Source organism: Paenibacillus sp. (genome assembly GCF_048976745.1).
Lineage (GTDB): Bacteria > Bacillota > Bacilli > Paenibacillales > Paenibacillaceae > Paenibacillus.
The window spans coordinates 602,382-622,638 of record NZ_JBHGUU010000005.1 but is presented as its reverse complement, the minus strand read 5'-3'; the positions used below and the strand labels follow the sequence as shown (position 1 = coordinate 622,638).

Sequence of the window (20,257 nt, the reverse complement as noted above, 5' to 3'; positions counted from 1 at the left end):
GGAACTTCTGGGCTGATTGATGGACAATAGGGTATACTGGACATTATGTCTATGAAACAAGACAGCATTACAGACGTTTTTTACATCAGGAGGATTTGAATTGGCTCAAACAGAAGGAACACTACAGAAGAAGCTTAAACCAAGACACATCAGTTTTATGGCTATGGGTGGTGTCATTGGAACAGGAATTTTCAAAGGCAGTGCAGAGACGATTGGACTTGCAGGTCCGGGCGTGATCGTTACGTACATTTTTGCCGGATTATTACTGCTGGTGGTTATGGCCGCGATGGCGGAGATGGCTACAGTGTATAAGAACAAAAATATGAAAGACTTTGTACAGGAAGCATTCGGTAGCCGAGTTTCCTTTGTTATGGGATGGATGTATTGCTTCCTATGGTTATCGGTGTGTGTTATTGAGGTGATTGCCGCCGGGAGCTTTTTGCAGTATTGGTTTACAGAAGTACCTCTGTGGATGCTGAGTCTGGCTTGTGCGGCGTTCATTATACTGGTTAACATGCTCAGTGTAGGTGTTTTCGGTGAATTTGAGTTCTGGCTGGCGGGGATCAAAATTGCCATGATCATCATTTTTATCTTCCTGGGGGCAGGGTTGATCTTTGGCATTATTCCGAGTGATAATACTCCTTATCTGCAAAATTATACGCAAGCAGGCGGGTTCTTCCCTAACGGATGGTCATCGATCTTCTCGGCACTGCTTGTAGTCATGTTCTCATATGGGGGATCGGAACTGATTGGTCTGACCCTGACCGAGACGGAAAATGCAGAAAAGGTCATGCCGAAAATTGTGGCCAATTTCATGCTGCGAATTATTCTGTTCTTCACCTTGCCAATTCTCATCATCTGTGGTCTCATTCCATGGAATGAGATTGGGCCGGAGAGCAGTCCGTTTGTACAAGTGCTTGCCTCCACGGGACTGCCGGGAGCGGCACACATTATGAACTTTATTTTGGTGACAGCAGTTCTGTCTGCTGCGAATTCAGGGATCTATGGTGCATCCCGGATGATGCACTCCATGGCAGTGGGCGGGGAAGCTCCGAAGGCATTATCACAGACAAATCGTAACGGCAGCCCGGTGAATACCTTACTGGTGTGCGCGGTTGTATTGCTCGGAGGTTCCATGCTTGGCCTGTTCGCACAGGATCAACTGTTCCGTGTATTGCTCGCCGTTCCGGGATTTGTGGTCATCCTGGTATGGATCTGTATTGCGTCAGCACAGTTGAAACTGCGGAAGAGATATCCGGTTCAACCAACCTTCAAAGTTTGGGGATTTCCGTATATAACCGGAGTTGTAGTACTATGTCTCAGTGTGATTGCAGTCATGTTTGTGTTTGATGCAGGCAACCGGTTCAGCATTAGCATCTGTCTGGTTGTACTCGCATTGCTGGTGATCTGGTCACTGATTCGATTCAGGAAGACGAATGGACGAACAGTTTAGTATGAATGGGTAGTATGCAAATTTAAAACAACAGGACATCTCGGCGCTTGCGCCGGGGTGTTTTTTTCTATGCACTAAGGGAACGATTTTATTTCGGAACTGGAAGATCTGTTTTTGTTATATCTGGGACAAATTAGGGGTAATACGAACTAGATAAATAAACCAACAGTCTCTACGAAATGATCTGTGTTCACTTTATAATAAAAGCCCATCTGTACATATGAATCTTATAGCATTCTAAACAACAAATGTTCGTATAACAAACGAAATATATTTAGAACGAGGTCTCACATGACAACGATAGAAGTAACTCCTGAACAGTTGATATCTGTCTCTAAACAATTTACAACAGCTCAGAATCAGGTTTTTCAGATGAATAACATCTTGAAACAACATTTATTCGAAATCGAAAGACAGTGGGATGGTAGTACGAAGGAAAGGTTTTATGTTGATTTTATAGTTGCGCAGCGTGTGATGGATGACTTTGTCTCACTATCTTTATCCATTGCCAAAGAGCTTGAAGGGCATGCGGAGAAATTCAGACTTGCTGATCAGCAAGCTGTACAATCCCATGATGCGAGTTGCGTACCACCACCGCCAGATGAATGCAGGGCACCAGCAACCGACACCCGTAATGCTTTTCAGAAGTCTGCTGATAGTTTAGTCGAATTGGGACAAGCCTTTATGCAATCTGCGGATGATCGATATCAAAAGCGTTATGATAGTGTAGGTGGTTTTCTGGATTATTGGACATTTGGTATTCCAAGTGGTCTTGTTCAGGGGTATGTAGACAGGGCGGATACAGCATTCAACTCCCCCAATGATGCTGCCAACTGGCTCACGTTTGGTATCCATGGGACGATACGGGAAGCCACCTTTCCGACCAATGCCTGGTCCAGTGAACACTGGGCGAATATGATTGGGTTGGGAGGGCTGATGGTTGGAGGGGGTTATGCCTCCACGATGATCAAGCCGCATAATCTTCTGACTTCGTCGGGAGGGGGCGCGAAGATTAATTCATTCAATCGTCCGCCTGGTACAGGGCAGTTAACAGGTAGCTTTAATGGACTTCAAGATCAACGCCTTCGAATTCTGGATAACGTTGCTGAGAGTAAAAAGGCGAGAGAATCCTCTATGTTTTCCGAGTATCTGGAGAAGGAAAAAGAGGCGGGGACACGCATAGATAATAGTAAAGATATGTTTAGAAAAGGTATAGATGATCCATTAAAAGAAGTTCTTGGCCCTGGAAGGGAATCTCATCCCGAGAAATGGAAAGAAATTATTGATCACTTGGAATCAAACGGTGTGGAAGTAATTCATAGAGGCGAGGATATGGCGTATTCTCCAAAAAGAGGTGGACCTGGGCAGTTAATTATAAATGAGGATGCTTCAATAGGGGCACTTTTACACGAATACACACATTATCTAGACGATATGAACAAAGGTTTTCCGGGAATGAGTTATCATTTTCAGACTATGAATCGTGTTAAAATGGAATTGAATGCATACATGAGAGAAATAAAAATAGCTGATGAATTAGGTAGAAATGATATTGCGAATGCTCTGTTTGAAAATTATGTAAGAGAAAGGCAAACCCTTACGAGTCATTTGAAATAAAATTTAATGGAGGATAGAAATATGAATTTAATAAAGAAAATTGAAGAAGGACAATGTTCGATTGATGAGTTGCAACTTTTATTGAATGAAGCAAATCCAATAGTTTTGTATCATGTAATGACTTATATAGGCAAAGAAAAATTGGCGTCAATTGCTATAAATGAAAAGCTGGAGGAACTTACATCCAGAAGAGGAGCATCAGATAAGTTAATAGGTTATTATAAAGTTGGAGATTTAGCCATAGCTACACTCATCAAATTGAACAAAAAAACAGATGAAATAGCTATTTTTAAATCAATGGATGATTTTGATAAAAAAATGATATTTAACTTGATTGAAGAGTTAGAATGGTAACTCAAGTTACAGAAAAAAATAATTGTCAATCTTTGAACATACTTTAATGCTTGCATTGGAGTTTTTTTGTTCCAATGAACAAAGCTACCACAGCCGTGATAGCGTTTTTATATTAACCCAATATTTTCTTGCCTAATTCGACATATTCGTTTACTATTTTCCCATACTTAGTGCTTCAAGCATGCGTTTTTTGGGTAGCGCCTAGTCAAAAAGGCTTGGGTTCATGGGAGAGGAAGAGGAGCGGATGATTGGTTTTTTTAGAAAACGTTTGGTTGTACGCATTGTTGCAGTAGTGACACTGGTTATTACGATTATAGCCGTTGGCAGCATGCTGTTGCAGGTGGCCAATATGAAACTGGCTGCACAGGAGGCCATTTCGAGTTACAATATCCAAATTGCTCAGAGTTATGTGAATCAGCTGGATACCGCATCTTATGCCGAGTTTGCCAAGGATCCCAAGGAGAATGACGCGTTCTTAAAAATTCGTGATGAACTGGATGATTTTCGTGTACGTATCGGTGCCATGTATGTTTATTTCGTCAAAATAGATGACAAAGGTACGCCACTTATTATGGTGGACGGCATGAAAGATGCAGATAAGGCCTCACCGATTAATGAAGTAACGGATATCCCTCAGGAGGCTGTGCAGAAGCTGTTGCAGGGGCAAACAGCCAGTTCTTCAATCATTAACAACGAGGAGTATGGCGACTATATTTCCTCTTACGCGCCTATGCTCGATCGTAATGGCGCTGTAACAGGTGTCATTGGTATCGATACGGCGGTATCGGTGATCGGAAGCATTGAGTCGGATATTATGAAATCGAGTATTCCCTTCTATGCTTTACTGCTACTAATTACCCTTATAGGTATTGCTGTTGTCATGTGGTTTATCGTTAAGGGACTGCGTCCACTTCCACCGCTGAAGGCGAGTGTGGAAAAAATGGCGCAGGGTGAGCTTGCAGAAGCCAACCAAATTCTGACGTCGTATCGTTTGAAAAGCAAAGATGAGATTGGAACCACATATCAAGCGATGATACATATGTCCGGTAACTTGAATAAGATTGTGAGTAACATGGTTGAAGGTGTAGCAGTAACCACAGATATTTTATCAGAATCAACGAAGGAATTTAATCGCAGTACCGAAGAGATGCTTGAGATGAGCAAGACGGTTGATCAGTCTGTCGAACAGATTAGGCAAGGAGCACATACGCAGAAGCAGGGGGCGAGCGATAGCGCGCACGCGATGGAAGAGATCGCAAAAGGCATAACGGATATATCCGAATCCTCGATGGTTGTATCGGATGCGGCAACAAGTGCGCTTGCTACAGCGGAGTCCGGTAAACAGAGCATGACATTGATGAAAACACAGATGGAGAGCATCTCACATGTCTCAGGTGAAGTTGTAGCGATGGTTCAAGTGCTGAACAACTACTCCCAGGAAATAGGGGGTGCCCTGCACACGGTTCGTGATTTTGCGAGTCAGACCAAGCTGCTTGCGCTTAACGCATCCATTGAGGCCGCACATGCAGGCGAACACGGCAAAGGTTTTGCGGTTGTGGCGGATGAAGTTCGTAAACTTGCTGAGGCCTCGAGTACATCTATGGAACGGATCTCCGACTTGTTACTTCGCATTCAACAAGAATCACAGCAGATTGGCTCGCAGATGGGGGTTACTGCAACCGAGATTGGACAAGGTGTTACGATTACCGCAGAAGCGGAGCAAGCTTTCGCTCATGTGGTAGAGGCGTTCCAACTGGTGACCCGTCGCATTCAGGAAGTATCCGCTGCGGCAGAGGAAATCTCGGCAGGATCGGAAGAGGCTGCTGCCTCGGTCAATACGATCTCCCAGATCTCAGCAGGGGTGTCGGATCATTCGGATGAAATCTATCGTTTGATGCGTGAACAGTCGGCCATGTTCAACAGGGTGGCGCAGACCTCTACCATGCTGGAACAGCAGACCAATGAGATGAGTGAAGCCGTACGTAAAGTAAAAGTATAGTTTTTATAGTTGAGTAAGCAGTAGCCATAGTCACACAAAAGGTAGCGGGAAGCTGGTTTGTTGTGTAGCCAGTGTAAAGATGTAATGCAAAAAAAGTGCTCCGTTCTAGGAGAAGTTGGTGAGGTCCCAAACTTCCTTCAGAGGCGTGGAGCACTTTTTGCTTTTCCTATTACTTTGATAGATGATCCAGTTCTATCGCCTGTCTGAAGCGTCGGGCGAATCGTTCTGCGGCGACGGCAGCCTCCTTGGATTCCGTCTGCACGAAGCCAATTTGCATTTTCGGTTGATCGATTCCAGCGATCTCTACCATCTTCACCTGACCTTCTTTCCATAATGGATTTTGGTGAAAGGAAAAGTCGTGACCAATCGTAGCGGCAATATCGTTTCTTAACACCATGTTGATGGCTTCTGAATTATTTGTTTTGAACAGAATGGATAGAGACCCATGATCATAGCTGAATTCCTTGATGAAGTCTTCGATGAAACCATCTCGATAGAGTGCCAGCTTGTGTTCTTTTAATTGATCAGGTGATACACGGCTGTGCTTGGCAAGTTCAGACAGGTGATGAGTACCGATGACCAGCTTGCCTGAGTACATGGGATTGAAGTGAAGTCCATCGAATTCCCGCAATTGTTTGGCATAGATCGCGATAAATCCCAGATGGGTTTTGTTATTGCGAATATCCTCGATAATCTCCATGGACCCTTTTTCTTCAATCGAAATGTTAAGTAGCGGGTGCTCACGCTTCATATCCGCAGCAGACTGGATAAGATAGGGCATGACACTTGGAAAAGTAGCTACATGAAGCTCTCCGCTAAGAGAGGAGGCTTCTACGTTCAGGGATTTCAATTCATCAATCCGCTGTAAAATGTCCAATGCCTTGGCAATGAATTGTTTGCCTTCGGGAGTGGGGTGCGTTCCCTGCCGTGAGCGTTCGAACAGGATGATCCCCAATTCTTTCTCCAGACGATGAACCGATTGGCTGATCGCCGATTGTGTGACATGCAGATGCTCCGAGGCGGCGGAGAATGATTGCGTCTTCGCAATTTCAACGACATATTCGAGCTGTTCCAGATTCATGATTTCATCTCCGTTTAGCATTAATACAACTAATGTTAACATTAGTATCTATAAATATGAATAATACATGAACAGCGATATAATATATAGACAATCATATAAAGGGGATGAACTTCATGAAAGCAGCAGTATGGTATGCCCATAAAGACGTGCGTGTGGAAGATCGGGAGGTTCCGGTTGCTCAAGCAGGTCAGGTCAAAATCAAAGTGGAATACGCGGGAATCTGCGGCAGTGACTTGCATGCTTATCATCATGGTGTGGGGATTCAAGAAGGCGAGAATCATCCGCTCTCAGGACAGAAAGCACCGCTGACATTGGGTCATGAATTTGCAGGGACCGTGAGTGAATTGGGGAGTAATGTAAACGGTATCAGTGTAGGGGATCGAGTCGTGGTAGAGCCGTTGTACCATTGTGGAAAATGTGAGTACTGTATCCAGGGGCGTTACAACCAATGTGCTCAATTTGGATTCGTTGGACTGCAAGGTGATGGTGGTTTTGCGGAGTATGTTGTTGTTGAAGCATACATGGTTCATCCCATCCCGGATAACGTAACTTTCGAAGAAGGTGCTCTCGTAGAGCCTACGGCAGTAGCGTTTCATGCGGTACGGCACAGCAAACTGAAAGTGGGCAACAAGGTAGCCGTGTACGGAGCTGGCCCAATTGGTCTATTGACCATTCTGTCTGCCAAATCTGCAGGAGCTTCTGAAATTTATGCCGTTGATGTATTTGAGGAACGTTTGGACTTGGCAGCCAAGCTGGGAGCGATTCCGGTGAACAGTGCCAAAGTGAATGCAACCGAAGTGATCTTGCAACAATCTGGCGGCATTGATGTGGCCTATGAAGCAGCGGGAGTGCAACCCACAATGGACAGTGCCATTGCGGTTGTCAAAAAAGGTGGAGAGGTTGTTGTGATCGCGGCGATTCCAAATCCACTTCAGGTAAACTTCCTGGATCTTCTGGTGAAGGAAGCAAATCTGACGGCAACACTGGCATATCGACACATTTTCCCAGAAGTAATCTCATTGATTGCGGAAGGGTCGCTCGATGTGAAACAGGTTATCACCAAGAAAATCAAATTGGACAACATCGTACAGGAAGGACTTGAGCTGTTGATGAGCGACAAGAGCCATGCGAAGATTTTGGTGGAGATTGGCGGCTAAAGACGTTTCGCTAACGAAGATAGATTTTCATATAAACATAAATGATGTAATTATAAATCGCAAAAAAGACCATTCATTCGCATGAATGGTCTTTTTTGCGTTCGTTAGTCTAGTGGAACACGCATCCTGCACTCGCTACTCTTCATGAATCATATTTCGCTAATCGCGGTCGCAGTTCGCTAATACCTAATGCTAGGAATCATAGCGGTAGCAAATCGCCTTACCCCCGCTACTCTCGGAGCTGAATTCCTTATCCTCATAGAATCCAAAACGCTCATATAAACGGATGGCATTGACCATCTGACCGCCCGTATATAAATACACCGTATTTTTGCCCATCTCTTTGGCAGATTCCACACATTGCTGGAGCAATGCTCTGGCGATCCCGTGGCCTCTCCATCTTGGATCAACACCCAACAGTCGAATAAATGGATAATCGATCGGCAATTCAAAGTTTGGATAAGCCTTATGCGCTGTTTCGAACAATTGCACGGTACCAACAATCTGATCATCAATCTTGGCGACCCATAATTGTGTCAGGTACGGATTAACCACAGACTCTCTAATGTCTTTTAAGTAGGCCTCCCAACGTTCATTTTGCTCAAATGTCTCCCGATACTCGGCATAACTTGCAACAAGGATATCTACGATCTCTGGATGGTCTGTTTCTGTGGCAGGAAGAATGGTAACGGCAGCCGTTGTCATCTTATAATTCCTCTTCTCTTATGGGTTAAGTATGATATAGAGTTTTCTTGCATTTTACCATAACGGATTCCAGCCGATATATTCAAATTTTCTATAGTTCACTCAGTCATTTCTATAGATCAAAGCACGTTAGCGATTGAGTTGTGTGGAATACAGATGATTGCGATATTCGGTTGGCGTATTGCCTTCGTATTGCTTGAACATACGCAGGAACAACTTGTAATCGGAGAAGCCGCACTGTCCGGCGATTTCTTTTACACTGGCATTGGTGTTGAGCAGCAGTTGTTTCGCCCGGCGAATTCGTTCCGTGAGGATATAGGTTTTGAGTCCAGTACCTTTCTCGCGCTTCACCATTTTGGAAATATAGTCTTTGTTAAAATTAAAATTCTCCGCAATCTGACTCACCGTGATGTTTGTATGCAGATGAATATCCACCCACTTGCAGATATGGTCCACAATCGCATTGTGCGGGCGATAATCCGCCTCTATGTTACGTTCCAGTTCTCTGAACAATAACAGCAGAGCAGCGTCAGCTTCCTCTGGAGAGAAAGAGGACACATGCAGCAATTGCTTAAATAACTGATTGGCCATGGAAGGTACCTGAATGGTGGCATGTGTCCTAAACTGGTTGAATTCTGGCAACATGGCATCATAGTGAACCCAGTAGAAGCTGACGGGTGTGTCGCTGATCTGGTAGCCATAATGGGTGCGACCGGCGCGCAGAAACAATAGATCATTGGCACGAACCACATATTGTTCCTCATCTTCCGCGATGTACATCTCACCTTCCAGCATCAAAATGATCTCGTGAACAGGCATGCTGCGTCTCATATGGCTCCAGTTGCCTTCGGATATGAACTTGCCGCACAGGTAATGTTCAAGTGACTTTTGCATAGGACGGATTTATCCACCTTTTCTTGGATTATGAGTCTGATGTTATTACATTTTATTTGATACTATGTGGATATTCAAGCGATAAAGTGGATTGTTGAGTATTAGTCTTGTAGCTAATAAAACGGATTTTACCCCTTAAAATTAATTGATGAAAGTGCATGTGGGTATCTGTCTACTACATCCCAAGAAGGAGTGAGTGTCATGATTGAGACGAAAAAAGGATTTCTGGGACCGGAACATGTAGAGCTGTTGGATGGCGTGTTCCAAACATCACAAGAGGTTGGGGAGCGTTACCTGTTATCGCTGGATATTGATCGATTCCTGGCTCCGTGCTTCGAAGCTCATGGTTTAACTGCCCGAAAAGAACGCTACGCGGGTTGGGAGGCTCGTACCATCAGTGGACATTCCCTCGGACATTATCTGTCTGCCCTAGCTGTGACATATCAGGCAACCGGGAATATAACGTTAAAAGAAAGACTGGATTATGCGGTTACTGAACTTGCGAGAATCCAGCAGACCACGGGAAGTGGGTATATCGGTGGTTTGTCCGAAGAACCTTTCCACCTGGCTTTTCGAGCAGAGAATATTGGTGGATTCAATATCGGTGAATACTGGGTTCCCTGGTACAGTGTGCACAAAATCTATCGTGGCCTGATTGATGCGTATAAACTCACTGGCAATAGACAGGCACTTGAGGTGGTTACTCGATTTGCAGACTGGGCGGTAGAAGGTTTGCTCCCGATGACGGAAGAACAGATCCAGACGATGCTGCAGAGTGAGCATGGGGGCATGAATGAAGTATTTGCACACTTGTATGGGATTACGGGCAAAGCCTTATACCTTGAGATCGCCAATAAGTTTACCCATCAATTGATCCTGAGACCCTTGGAACACAAGCAGGACGATCTTCAAGGCAAACACGCCAATACGCAAATCCCTAAAGTAATCGGTGCTGCCGAAATCTACAATCAGGACCATACCCATGAGAGTTATCGGACAGCGGCAGAATTTTTCTGGAACACTACGGTACATCATCGTTCTTACGTATTTGGTGCGACGAGCATTTCGGAGCATTACGAAGCGAAGGGCATGGAGAGTCTTGGTATCAAAACGGGAGAGAGCTGTTGTACCCACAATATGTTGCATTTGACGAAACAACTCTTCGCTTGGAATCATGATAGCGCCTACATGGACTATTATGAAAACGCCATCTACAATCACATCCTCGGCACGCAGGACCCCGATACGGGGAACAAAACGTATTTTGCATCAACGCTGCAAGGCCACTACAAAATCTATGGGACTCACGATACCGCCTGGTGGTGCTGCACAGGATCAGGTATGGAGAACCCGGGCAAATATGCAGAGGCGATCTATTTTGAGGATGAACAGGACCTGTACGTCAACCTGTATATCGCTTCTCAGCTGGATTGGACGTCTCAGGGAATATCCCTGAAGCTCGAAACCGACTTTCCTTATTCGGAAAAGGTGACCCTGACGATCACCGGCGGCAGCGCCTCGGCTCATCTAAGATTACGCGTGCCCTCATGGCTGCAACAGCCAATGACGGCAACCGTCAACGGGGATACGGAACATCCATATACACGGATGGAACCCGGCTATCTCTCCATCGACCGCACATGGACAGCGGGCGATGTCATTACAATCACACTGCCGATGTCGCTTCGCCAGTACACTGCCCGGGATGATGCGCACAAAGTAGCCTTCCTGTACGGCCCGATTGTACTCGCCGGTGCACTGGGAAGCGAGGGTCTTCCAGAGGACACGATTGTGGACGAAACCGCGCTGAATCCCAAGACTGCACCCGTGCCTGTGATCTGGACGGAGCAGGAGGATGTACGGGAGTGGATCAAGGTCGTGGATGCAGACACGTTAACATTTGAACTTAGCAAGGATGTCACTTCCACGGGTGAACCCGTGAAGCTTATTCCGTTCTATGATGTACACCATGAATTTTATACCGTGTATTGGCCGTTTAACGATGAAGGTGATGCGCTGGAGAAAGAGTTGAACGATATCACGATCGACAGGGTCCAGGCTGACGGTCAGCAGGATGAGATCGGACATCAACTGGATAGCAACTGCCGTGGGGAGCAATATAACGGTTCAACCACAGATGGACGTAAGAAGTTGCATATGTGGAGAGAGGCTTTTGGTGTCAGAGGGGCTTACTTTAGTTACCAACTGGCGGTGGATCGCGCCGCAACCAATTATCTATGTGTGGCCTATTGGGGTGGAGATTATACCACGTTTGAACGGGAAGGTACGTTATATAATAGACAATTCACCATTACCGTGGATGGAACTGTCATTGGAGAGCAGCGAATTCATATGAACAAAATCGGCGACATATTCTATGTGACCTATGATATTCCTGAGTCCGTTACATCAGGAAAAGACAGCGTTAAGGTCATGTTTCAGGCGGAAGGCGACAATGGCTGTGGCGGGAAAGTTGTCGAGGTACGCACCACGCGAAGCAAACCGGAATCTATCTTTTCGTAATAAGGGGTAACGGTGTGAAAAGGCGCAAACACAATGTTATAGTGAAAATAAATTACGGTTAGTTGAAAGAGGAGGGTGGAAGTGTGGCCAAACCCGATAATAAAGGTACTTATAACTTTCAGGATTGGTTAACTTGGGAGGGGGCATGGGAATTAATTAACGGCAAAGCTTTTAATATGTCGCCAGCACCCACTTCTTTGCACCAGTTTATTGTGGGTGAGCTGCACTTCTCTTTGCGGACTTTTTTTTAGAATCGGAAATCTTTCGTGTTTGTTGCCCCTTTCGATGTGTATTTTAGTGAAAATGAACAATATGATCTACCGGATCAAGTTGTACAGCCTGATTTATCGGTGGTGTGTTCCAAAGACCAGATATCCAAAAGTGGCTGTCACGGTGCACCTTCTTTAATTATCGAGGTGTTATCGCCTTCGACTGCACTAAAGGATTTTAACGAAAAGTTTAACTCGTATCAGAAATACGGCGTAAACGAATACTGGATTGTGGACCCCGGCAATCAAACTGTCCATGTGTACACATTGGAGGATGGCAGTTACCAGACCCGTCATCTATATACAGAGCAGGAAACGATTAATTCCGTCCTATATCCTGACTTGCACATTCCGCTGGAATCGTTGTTCAAGCTCAGGTAGAGGAAACCAAACAAGTGAACTAACGCGTAAGGGACGAAACCGGATGATCTCCGATTCGTCCTTTTTGCATTACTATTTTCAGACAAGTCCTATATAAAAAATGACACGCATAGCTATTTTCCACGTATTACCTGATAACATTTCTTATCCACAATCTGCTGTCACGTAAAACTCGCTTTGTATGGATTGTCCACAATATTTCCTGCCAAGTTCCACGTTGTCCCTGAAAATATGAAATGAGATAAGCCCAAACCACGTATAGTATGAGTATCCAAATATCCAATGTTATCCACCTGAGAGCGTTAACATCATGTACAATAAGAAGAAGTTAAACAGGAAAATAACGACATAAAGCTTCAATATATAACATGAAAGGAGGTCGGATGATTGAACATGATCAAGTACATAAAATTTCTGGGGTTAATCTTCGGAATCGTGACTGTGAATGTTCTGGCATTCTCACCCGGCTTTATCGGACTGAATTTTGGGGAGGGTGCGTTCACAACTGCACTATCTGTTACCCTGTTGTTTGGCAGTGCGATGGCACTCTTGTATGGGAGTTACACCTTGCTGTTCAGACAGCCGGTAGTCCTGCCCGTGAAGCATATCGAAACACATGAAGATTATGTGGAAGCTTTATCTTTTTATAGACGCATCAAAGTCCTCGAAGAAGATATTACGCTAGGGCTGTCCCAACTTAGTCGAATGAAAAAGAAGAAAGAAACACTTCTGAATGTGCTTCATCAGCGGTTTGATCCCGGGGAACTGAGCTACAAGAAATTCACCTCCGTCACATTGGAAGTGGAGAAGTTGTTATATCTGAACATCCGCAGTGTGCTGAACCGATTGAATGTATTTGATGAAGCTGACTATGCCAACATGATGAAATCCAAATCCGAAAGCATTCCCCAGAAACTTTTTCAGGAAAAAACCAAGGTATACAACGATTATCTGTCTTATGTGAAGAATGCATTATACACCAATGAGGAAATTCTGCTCAAGCTGGATCAGTTGTTACTGGAGATTTCACGCCTCGACAGCTTTGAAGCCGGGGATATTGAACAGATGCCTTGTATGCAGGAGATTGATCAGTTAATCAAGCACACCAAATTATACAGACAGTGAGGGGTTGCTCGTATGGCGAAGAAGGGAAAGTTTTTTTTCATATCGATTGTAATGCTGGTACTTGTATTCGGTCTGGTCTATGCAGGAATTACACTAACATCGAACTTTGGCAAGTCGACCACACAAGTGAGCACAGAGAACGCAGGTAAGGAACTGGGAAAACTGTACGCGGACATTGCACCAGCAACAGCGGAGCCAGTCAAAGGACAGATTGATCTCGATCCGGTTGACGTGGCGGAATCACTGCCAGATATATCCAAATTCGCAATTGCTGTAGAGAATACAACAAATGATTACGTCGAAATCTTCTCTTCCACGGAGAAGTCGGGCAGCGGGGTAGACGGCTGGTTAACCGAAGTGGGCGAGGAGTTCAACAAAGCAAACATTACCGTTGGTGGGAAACAAGTATCGGTCAAAATACGCAATATTGCCTCCGGAACAGCTACCGATTATATCAAGTCAGGCAAGTATATGCCTGATGCGTTCACGCCCTCCAACGAACTGTGGGGTGAGATGGTTGAGGCCAGTGGAGTGAAGACGCAGATGGTGTCCGAACGACTGGTCGGGAACGTTCCGGGTATTGTCATCTCGAAAGCCAAATATGATGCACTGGTTGATACGTATGGCTCCGTGAATGTAAAAACCGTAACCGAAGCGATTGCGAACAATGAACTCGCGATGGGATATACCGATCCATTTGCCAGCTCCACCGGACTGAACTTCCTGGTGACTGCACTGAATACGTATGATAGCGCCAACCCGCTTGGCGAGAAGGCGATTGAGGGATTTGAGAAATTCCAGACGAATGTACCGTTTACAGCGTCGACAACCATTCAGATGAGGGAAGCTGCCAAGTCAGGCAGACTGGATGCCTTTGTACTTGAATACCAGACGTATGTGAATACCGCTGATCTGAAGAGTGGTTACGTCTTTACACCATTTGGCGTGAGACATGACAGCCCGCTGTATGCATTGGGACAATTGCCGCAGAACAAACAGGAGATTATTCAGAAGTTTGCAGAATTCGTCACTCAGGCGAAGTATCAACAATCGGCAGAAGAGTTTGGCTTCAACGGGTTGCAGGATTACAAATCCGAACTGGCTACAGTGGATGGCGGTACGTTGCTTTCCGCGCAGAAAGTCTGGAAAGAGAAGAAGAACGGCAGCAAACCCATTGCCGCTGTGTTTGTGACGGATGTATCCGGAAGCATGGACGGCGAACCGCTTAACCGACTGAAGGAGTCCCTGCGCAAAGGTCAGAAGTACCTGGGTACAGACAACAGTATTGGCTTGGTCTCTTACTCCAGCGGAGTAACTGTGAATCTGCCGATTGCCAAATATGATACAAACCAGCAGTCCATGTTTGTCGGAACAGTGGATAGTCTGCAAGCTGGCGGCGGTACGGCGACCTTTGATGGAATCGTAGTGGCGATGAAGATGCTGGAAGATTATATGGTTGCTAATCCGAATGTGAAGCCGCTGATCTTTGTCCTGAGTGATGGCGAGACCAATGAAGGTCATACCCTGAAGGATATTCGGGATCTGGTTGAGACGTACAAAGTACCAATCTATACGATTGGCTACAACGCGGACATCAAGGCTTTGGAGAGCATCTCCAGCATTAACGAAGCGGCAAGTATCAATGCCGATACCGACGATGTCGTGTACAAGATCGGGAACCTGTTTAACGTACAGATGTAAATTTAAAGGGGGAACTTAGATGTCATTTTCAATGGAAATACCGAGCCAGAAGGAAATTCAGAAGGTGATTGAAGAAGAGGTGAAACCCGTGCCCGCCGAGGTCGCGGAGCTTCAACAAGTGGCCAATGCCAACGTAGAGATGATCATGACACTGGACCTCGAATCCCTGGAGAAACGCAAAGAGATTTTGCAATCCATTGACGGATTTGGCATGAACACGATGAGATCCTCTTCCGAGAAAAACGCCTTGCTTCAAGTCTCCGTTGGACATCTGTCCAAGACGGGAGACGAGGGCGGTCAGGTCGCCAAAGGTTTGACTGAGCTGCATATGCAACTGAAGGATCTCGACCCGAGCGTGGTCGACTTTGCCAAGACCGGCTTCCTCGGGAAATTGTTCAATCCGCTTCGCGCCTATTTCCTGAAATATCAGAAGGCGGACGCAGTCATCGCTGACATCGTAACCTCCTTGGATAAAGGCAGATCCACCCTGCGTAACGATAATACAACGCTGGAGATTGAACAACAGAACCTGAGAGAACTCACCAAACGTCTGCAAAAGGAAATCCAGCTTGGCGTGCTCATGGATGAATCCATCGACGCGCAGATTGAAGCAGCCAAGATCCGTAATGAAGACCCTGAGAAAGTCCGCTTTATCACGGAAGAAGTGCTGTTCCCGCTCCGTCAGCGGGTCATGGATCTGCAGCAGATGTTGGTCGTGAACCAACAGGGAATCATGGCGATTGAAGTCGTCATTCGCAATAACAAAGAATTGATCCGAGGGGTAGACCGCGCGAAAAATGTAACGATCTCGGCACTGAAAATTGCCGTTACGGTAGCGAGTGCTCTGTATAATCAGAAGATTGTATTGCAAAAGATTGAATTGTTAAACCAGACAACCAACGATCTGATCGCAGGAACATCCAAAATGCTCAAGGATCAGGGAATTGCCATCCAAAAGCAGGCGTATGAAGCCAGTATCTCCGTGGATACGATGAAACAGGCGTTCACCGATGTGTTGTCTGCGCTTGATTCCATCAGTCTTTATAAGCAGGAGGCCCTACCAAGAATGCGCGAAACGATTAATCAGTTCCGTGAACTTGCAGATACTGGAGAGCAACAGATTCAGCGTTTGGAGAAAGGGCAGAAGCTGGGATTGTAAACAGAAGAGAGAGACAATGTCACTTGTTAGATGGCTATCATTTGTATAATTAGAAAAAGCGATCGTTCCTCATGAAGCATGGGGAAAGGTCGCTTTTTGGTTTTCTATGATTAGATACTAAAAATCGTAACTTAAACTTTTTGCATAAGCGTATAGCTGTTGTTCGGATTGCTCCAGGAGATCGATAGCGGTTTCTATTTTGGTTTTAGCCCGCTTTAGTATCGTGTAATTCACTTTGGTTTTGGACACTGCCTGCTTGTACAACAGGAGCCCTTCGAGCTGATTATAGTTTCCTTTGACAAATGTGGCATGAATTTTCTTGAGTTTCGGATTGGCAGGCTTAATCTGTTTTAGCTTGGATACCAATTTCGTATAATTGGGGATTACCGTATTCGTAAGTTTAAGATATATGGACTTAAGATTCGGTGAATCTGCTTGGGAGCGAATGCTTTCCATAGCGGTAGAGGCTTTGCCTATATAAGTTTTAAGAGCAAGTATTTGATTAACATAATCGATAAGCTCCTGTTGATCTACGGTAAGTTCTGCCGCATCTAATTCTAAATCTAATTCATCCATAAGTTCTTCATGCAAATAATCATCTTCACTATAAATCTGATCTGAATATGTAGAGGTTGCTACTTTGGCTGCATCAGCAGAAGCGGCTGGAGAGAGAAGTGCTCCGCCAAGCAAAACAAAACTGGTAATCAATGATATAATCCACGACTTCTTCAAGTGTATTGTCATCCTCCTTTTGGTTGTATTCTACTGGATAACCTAACATATCATTACCAGAAATTACAGGAATACATTTACATAAAATAGAGTTGCCGATTTTTTTCAAAATCCCCCTCGATAATCATCTTTTAACACGACATTGTCAGGTTTGTAATGAATGATCTTGAATAATTCCTCGGCCATGTAGGCAGGACTGTGCTTGAAATCCTGTCTGATCCACTCCATGATCATGCCAAATATCGCATGAGACTGGTAACTTGCCAACAGCTCAGGGTTGATGTGCTGTGGGAAGATATGATTCAGATCCTGTAAGGAGAGATCGCGAAGAACATCACAGATCATGCGCTGGAAGTTGGAAGAAGCCTCGGACTGTACAACCAGTGTGTAGAATTGTGCGTGCTGATGCACATGTTCAAATATGGTGATGGCCGAAGAGGGCATCAGACCGACCTTGAACTCTTTTAACCCTTGATAGGGTTTGCGAAAAGAAGTCACCAGATCCTGAATTACATCATGGATGATCTCATTGAACAGGTCTTCCTTGTACTGATAATGTCTGTAAAATGTACCTCGATTCAGATCGGCACGCTCCACAATATCCGTAATTGATATCTCCTTAAAGGGATGTTTTTGCATCAGATGGATGAGTGCATCCTTCAGTGCAGCTTTTGATTTTTTAATTCTTCGGTCCATTGTATTTGCATTTTCAGACATCTATTTTCCTCCTTGCGAGTTCACTTTATTAGTTAAAGTACATTCGGGATTATAAGTGTTGTTTAACGTACAATGGGACACTCTTTTACTGATTGAAGTGAAACGCTATGACTTATTATACTAAGGATAAGAGTTAATGAACATTTGTTTGTTAACTTATTGTAAACGAATACATGAAGGAGGACACATGGAATGAAACTTCAAGATAAAGTTGCAGTTGTTACTGGGGCTGGTTCAGGTATGGGTAAAGCGATCGCCACGTTATATGCACAAGAAGGTGCGAAAGTAGTTGTATCGGATATTAACAAGGAATCCGCACAAGCGGTTGTGAATGATATCAAAGCCCAAGGTGGGGAAGCGATTGTTGTTCTGGCTAATGTAGCCACAGAAGAAGATGTACAGAATCTGATCGATACAACGGTGAGCACATACGGTACAGTAGATATTATGATTAATAATGCGGGCATTATGGATGGCATGGAGCCTGCAGCGGATATAACGGATGAGAAGTGGGAAAGATTGTTCGCCGTGAATACAACCAGTGTGATGCGGACAACACGGAAAGTATTGCCGATCTTCCTGGAGAAACAAAAAGGTGTTATCGTGAACATTGCTTCGGCAGGTGGATTGCATGGCGGACGTGCAGGAGCAGCCTACACAGCTTCCAAACATGCAGTCGTGGGTTTCACCAAAAATACAGGGTATATGTATGCTGAGCAAGGCATTCGTTGTAATGCGATTGCTCCGGGAGCCGTGGCAACCAACATCGGCGCATCGATGGCCGGCATTAGCCCATATGGTGCAGGACGACAACAGCTGGGTATGGCGACCAACCCACGCATCGGAACGAGCGAAGAAATTGCCAAAGTGGCCCTGTTCCTCGGATCGGACGAGTCCAGCTTCGTGAATGGAACTGTTGTCACAGCAGATGCTGGCTGGAGCTCGTATTAATCTATTGAATCGCAATCCAGCATGGAGTACAGATATCGTGTGTAAAGTCAGGAAGCCGCATATGATCATGCGGCTTCTTTTTTTGCGTTGACGTTTGTGAATAACAGTATCATCACCGGCATAGGACAAACGTTTGCATCACCAAACGGATGCTCGATTGAATCAATTTGAAGGTGGCTTTGGTTTGGAAAAGAGTGAGGATTCACGCACGATCAGACGATGGGGAATAATGACCGGATTATGAGGCTGGGATTCCCCGCTTAGAATTTTCAACAACACCTGAACGGCAGTATAACCAAGCTGATAGGTTCCGATGTCTATAGAGCTTAATGGTGGTGAAGCGAGTTCAGATAGAGCAATATTGTTAAAACTGACCACGCTGATATCTTCAGGCACCCGATAATGAAGTTCGGCCAGAGCTCTCAATACTCCAAATGCGACGTTGTCATCAATGACAACAATTGCGGTGGGTCTGTCCGGCAAAGACATGAACAGCGACATCGCCCTGAATCCACTTTCCTGTAGAAATTCTCCTTCCACAATCCAGTCACTATCGGCATCCAGCCCGGCATGAGCAAGTGCTTTTTGATATCCTAACATGCGATCATGCGATAACGTAATGTCCGGTGGGCCGCTGACAAATCCGATTCGCGTATGCCCTTGGGCGATCAAATGGTGTGTTGCATCATAAGCAGTCTGTACATTGTCGTTATCCACCATGGGGGCATTGGGATGAGCTTCACTGCGACCGATTAACACAAAAGGAAACTTTTCCGCTTCCAAAAATGAAATGATGGGATCATCTCGTTTGGACCCAAGCAGCAGAATACCATCCACTCTACGGCCATGAACAAGGCGGGATATCGCATGCAGTTCATTGTCTGATGAAGTTTCGGTGGTTAGCAGCAATTCATAATTCATACGGGTGGCATGTGTAATAATCCCCCGCAGCAGTTCCCCGAAAAAGTAATTCTGAAACAACTCTTCAGCAGGACGTGGAAGCATAATGCCAAGGGTATGTGTTGTTTTGGAAACCAGACTCTTCGCTATAATGTTGGGATGATAGTTCAATTCTTTCATGATTTTTTTCACTTTGAGAGATGTCTCGGTGCTGATTCTGGGATGGTTGGAAATCACCCGTGACACTGTAGAAGGGGAAACACCCGCCAATTTGGCAATATCCTTGATCGTAATCATGTAAAAAATCCCTTCTGAACAATCGTATAAATATCCTCCTATGGTAATCCAAAGGATACGAGAAATCAATTCCTAACTGCCGGATAAGGGATACACACGAAGTGAAATTAAGGAAGAAAGAGTCAGAACAAGGAAACAGGAAATTACTGTAGGTAAAAGAGATAAATTGGCTGAAATTGAGCAAATATGGCTTGTGCAAACGTTTGTGCAAAGAAAGTGCGGTATTGTATGATGTGATT

The 20,257-nt window shown here is 45.0% G+C and carries 18 protein-coding genes; 12 read left to right on the top strand and 6 right to left on the bottom strand.

From position 1 onward, the window contains the following. Positions 1-100 precede the first annotated feature (100 nt). The 4 genes from ACE3K2_RS06505 to ACE3K2_RS06490 all read left to right on the top strand — a co-directional run bounded on the left by ACE3K2_RS06505 (position 101) and on the right by ACE3K2_RS06490 (position 5,423). The gene (locus ACE3K2_RS06505) at positions 101-1,453 is read left to right on the top strand and encodes an amino acid permease (protein ID WP_421888176.1); all 1,353 of its coding nucleotides are present in this window, start codon (positions 101-103) and stop codon (positions 1,451-1,453) included. 291 nt (positions 1,454-1,744) lie between these two features. Beyond that, positions 1,745-3,070, top strand: coding sequence for a WXG100 family type VII secretion target (locus ACE3K2_RS06500; RefSeq protein WP_421888174.1), 1,326 nt, complete (start codon positions 1,745-1,747; stop codon positions 3,068-3,070). Between the two features lie 21 nt (positions 3,071-3,091). Beyond that, positions 3,092-3,424 (top strand): hypothetical protein, encoded by a 333-nt coding sequence (locus tag ACE3K2_RS06495; RefSeq protein ID WP_421888172.1) that lies wholly within the window; start codon positions 3,092-3,094, stop codon positions 3,422-3,424. Between the two features lie 244 nt (positions 3,425-3,668). Then, entirely contained in the window at positions 3,669-5,423 is a 1,755-nt protein-coding gene (locus tag ACE3K2_RS06490) for a methyl-accepting chemotaxis protein (protein ID WP_421888169.1), read from the top strand. Between the two features lie 169 nt (positions 5,424-5,592). Here ACE3K2_RS06490 and ACE3K2_RS06485 read toward each other — a convergent pair whose 3' ends face one another. Beyond that, on the bottom strand, positions 5,593-6,504 hold the full coding sequence (locus ACE3K2_RS06485; RefSeq protein ID WP_421888166.1) for a LysR family transcriptional regulator: 912 nt from the start codon (positions 6,502-6,504) through the stop codon (positions 5,593-5,595). Between the two features lie 116 nt (positions 6,505-6,620). Between ACE3K2_RS06485 and ACE3K2_RS06480 the strand changes: the two genes are divergently transcribed. Next, positions 6,621-7,664: a 2,3-butanediol dehydrogenase gene (locus ACE3K2_RS06480; protein WP_421888163.1), complete on the top strand. Its 1,044-nt coding sequence runs from the start codon at positions 6,621-6,623 to the stop codon at positions 7,662-7,664. Between the two features lie 192 nt (positions 7,665-7,856). Here ACE3K2_RS06480 and ACE3K2_RS06475 read toward each other — a convergent pair whose 3' ends face one another. Next, positions 7,857-8,369: a GNAT family N-acetyltransferase gene (locus ACE3K2_RS06475; protein ID WP_421888160.1), complete on the bottom strand. Its 513-nt coding sequence runs from the start codon at positions 8,367-8,369 to the stop codon at positions 7,857-7,859. A gap of 129 nt (positions 8,370-8,498) precedes the next feature. After that, positions 8,499-9,263: an AraC family transcriptional regulator gene (locus ACE3K2_RS06470; protein ID WP_421888158.1), complete on the bottom strand. Its 765-nt coding sequence runs from the start codon at positions 9,261-9,263 to the stop codon at positions 8,499-8,501. A gap of 201 nt (positions 9,264-9,464) precedes the next feature. On the opposite strand from ACE3K2_RS06470, the gene ACE3K2_RS06465 reads away from it, so the two are divergent. The 6 genes from ACE3K2_RS06465 (at position 9,465) to ACE3K2_RS06440 (ending at position 16,421) form a co-directional block, all read left to right on the top strand. Beyond that, entirely contained in the window at positions 9,465-11,786 is a 2,322-nt protein-coding gene (locus tag ACE3K2_RS06465) for a beta-L-arabinofuranosidase domain-containing protein (RefSeq protein ID WP_421888156.1), read from the top strand. 83 nt (positions 11,787-11,869) lie between these two features. Beyond that, the gene (locus ACE3K2_RS06460) at positions 11,870-12,037 is read left to right on the top strand and encodes a hypothetical protein (RefSeq protein ID WP_421888153.1); all 168 of its coding nucleotides are present in this window, start codon (positions 11,870-11,872) and stop codon (positions 12,035-12,037) included. 15 nt (positions 12,038-12,052) lie between these two features. Continuing rightward, positions 12,053-12,436, top strand: coding sequence for a Uma2 family endonuclease (locus ACE3K2_RS06455; RefSeq protein ID WP_421888150.1), 384 nt, complete (start codon positions 12,053-12,055; stop codon positions 12,434-12,436). Between the two features lie 393 nt (positions 12,437-12,829). Further along, complete coding sequence (locus ACE3K2_RS06450) at positions 12,830-13,561, top strand: hypothetical protein (protein WP_421888395.1); 732 nt, start codon at positions 12,830-12,832, stop codon at positions 13,559-13,561. Between the two features lie 12 nt (positions 13,562-13,573). Further along, on the top strand, positions 13,574-15,262 hold the full coding sequence (locus ACE3K2_RS06445) for a VWA domain-containing protein (protein WP_421888147.1): 1,689 nt from the start codon (positions 13,574-13,576) through the stop codon (positions 15,260-15,262). Positions 15,263-15,281: 19 nt separating this feature from the next. After that, positions 15,282-16,421, top strand: a complete 1,140-nt coding sequence (locus ACE3K2_RS06440) for a toxic anion resistance protein (protein ID WP_421888144.1) — start codon at positions 15,282-15,284, stop codon at positions 16,419-16,421. Between the two features lie 117 nt (positions 16,422-16,538). Here the strand turns inward: ACE3K2_RS06440 and ACE3K2_RS06435 are convergent, their stop codons facing one another. Both ACE3K2_RS06435 and ACE3K2_RS06430 read right to left on the bottom strand, forming a co-directional pair. Further along, positions 16,539-17,153 carry a hypothetical protein gene (locus tag ACE3K2_RS06435; protein WP_421888142.1) on the bottom strand — a complete coding sequence of 205 codons (615 nt, stop codon included), beginning with the start codon at positions 17,151-17,153 and terminating at the stop codon, positions 16,539-16,541. 105 nt (positions 17,154-17,258) lie between these two features. Continuing rightward, on the bottom strand, positions 17,259-17,870 hold the full coding sequence (locus tag ACE3K2_RS06430; RefSeq protein WP_421888140.1) for a TetR/AcrR family transcriptional regulator: 612 nt from the start codon (positions 17,868-17,870) through the stop codon (positions 17,259-17,261). A 192-nt stretch (positions 17,871-18,062) separates the two neighbouring features. Between ACE3K2_RS06430 and ACE3K2_RS06425 the strand changes: the two genes are divergently transcribed. Then, positions 18,063-18,821, top strand: coding sequence for an SDR family oxidoreductase (locus tag ACE3K2_RS06425; RefSeq protein ID WP_421888136.1), 759 nt, complete (start codon positions 18,063-18,065; stop codon positions 18,819-18,821). Between the two features lie 162 nt (positions 18,822-18,983). On the opposite strand, the gene ACE3K2_RS06420 is transcribed toward ACE3K2_RS06425, so the two are convergent. Next, positions 18,984-20,018: a LacI family DNA-binding transcriptional regulator gene (locus ACE3K2_RS06420; RefSeq protein ID WP_421888133.1), complete on the bottom strand. Its 1,035-nt coding sequence runs from the start codon at positions 20,016-20,018 to the stop codon at positions 18,984-18,986. Between the last annotated feature and the right edge of the window lie 239 nt (positions 20,019-20,257).

Excerpts from the sequence above, each read along its gene's own strand:
- ACE3K2_RS06500 (WP_421888174.1), top strand. The coding sequence starts at position 1,745 with ATGACAACGATAGAAGTAACTCCTGAACAGTTGATATCTGTCTCTAAA.
- ACE3K2_RS06495 (WP_421888172.1), top strand. The coding sequence starts at position 3,092 with ATGAATTTAATAAAGAAAATTGAAGAAGGACAATGTTCGATTGATGAG.
- ACE3K2_RS06490 (WP_421888169.1), top strand. The coding sequence starts at position 3,669 with ATGATTGGTTTTTTTAGAAAACGTTTGGTTGTACGCATTGTTGCAGTA.
- ACE3K2_RS06485 (WP_421888166.1), bottom strand. The coding sequence starts at position 6,504 with ATGAATCTGGAACAGCTCGAATATGTCGTTGAAATTGCGAAGACGCAA.
- ACE3K2_RS06480 (WP_421888163.1), top strand. The coding sequence starts at position 6,621 with ATGAAAGCAGCAGTATGGTATGCCCATAAAGACGTGCGTGTGGAAGAT.
- ACE3K2_RS06475 (WP_421888160.1), bottom strand. The coding sequence starts at position 8,369 with ATGACAACGGCTGCCGTTACCATTCTTCCTGCCACAGAAACAGACCAT.
- ACE3K2_RS06470 (WP_421888158.1), bottom strand. The coding sequence starts at position 9,263 with ATGCAAAAGTCACTTGAACATTACCTGTGCGGCAAGTTCATATCCGAA.
- ACE3K2_RS06465 (WP_421888156.1), top strand. The coding sequence starts at position 9,465 with ATGATTGAGACGAAAAAAGGATTTCTGGGACCGGAACATGTAGAGCTG.
- ACE3K2_RS06450 (WP_421888395.1), top strand. The coding sequence starts at position 12,830 with ATGATCAAGTACATAAAATTTCTGGGGTTAATCTTCGGAATCGTGACT.
- ACE3K2_RS06445 (WP_421888147.1), top strand. The coding sequence starts at position 13,574 with ATGGCGAAGAAGGGAAAGTTTTTTTTCATATCGATTGTAATGCTGGTA.
- ACE3K2_RS06440 (WP_421888144.1), top strand. The coding sequence starts at position 15,282 with ATGTCATTTTCAATGGAAATACCGAGCCAGAAGGAAATTCAGAAGGTG.
- ACE3K2_RS06430 (WP_421888140.1), bottom strand. The coding sequence starts at position 17,870 with ATGTCTGAAAATGCAAATACAATGGACCGAAGAATTAAAAAATCAAAA.
- ACE3K2_RS06425 (WP_421888136.1), top strand. The coding sequence starts at position 18,063 with ATGAAACTTCAAGATAAAGTTGCAGTTGTTACTGGGGCTGGTTCAGGT.
- ACE3K2_RS06420 (WP_421888133.1), bottom strand. The coding sequence starts at position 20,018 with ATGATTACGATCAAGGATATTGCCAAATTGGCGGGTGTTTCCCCTTCT.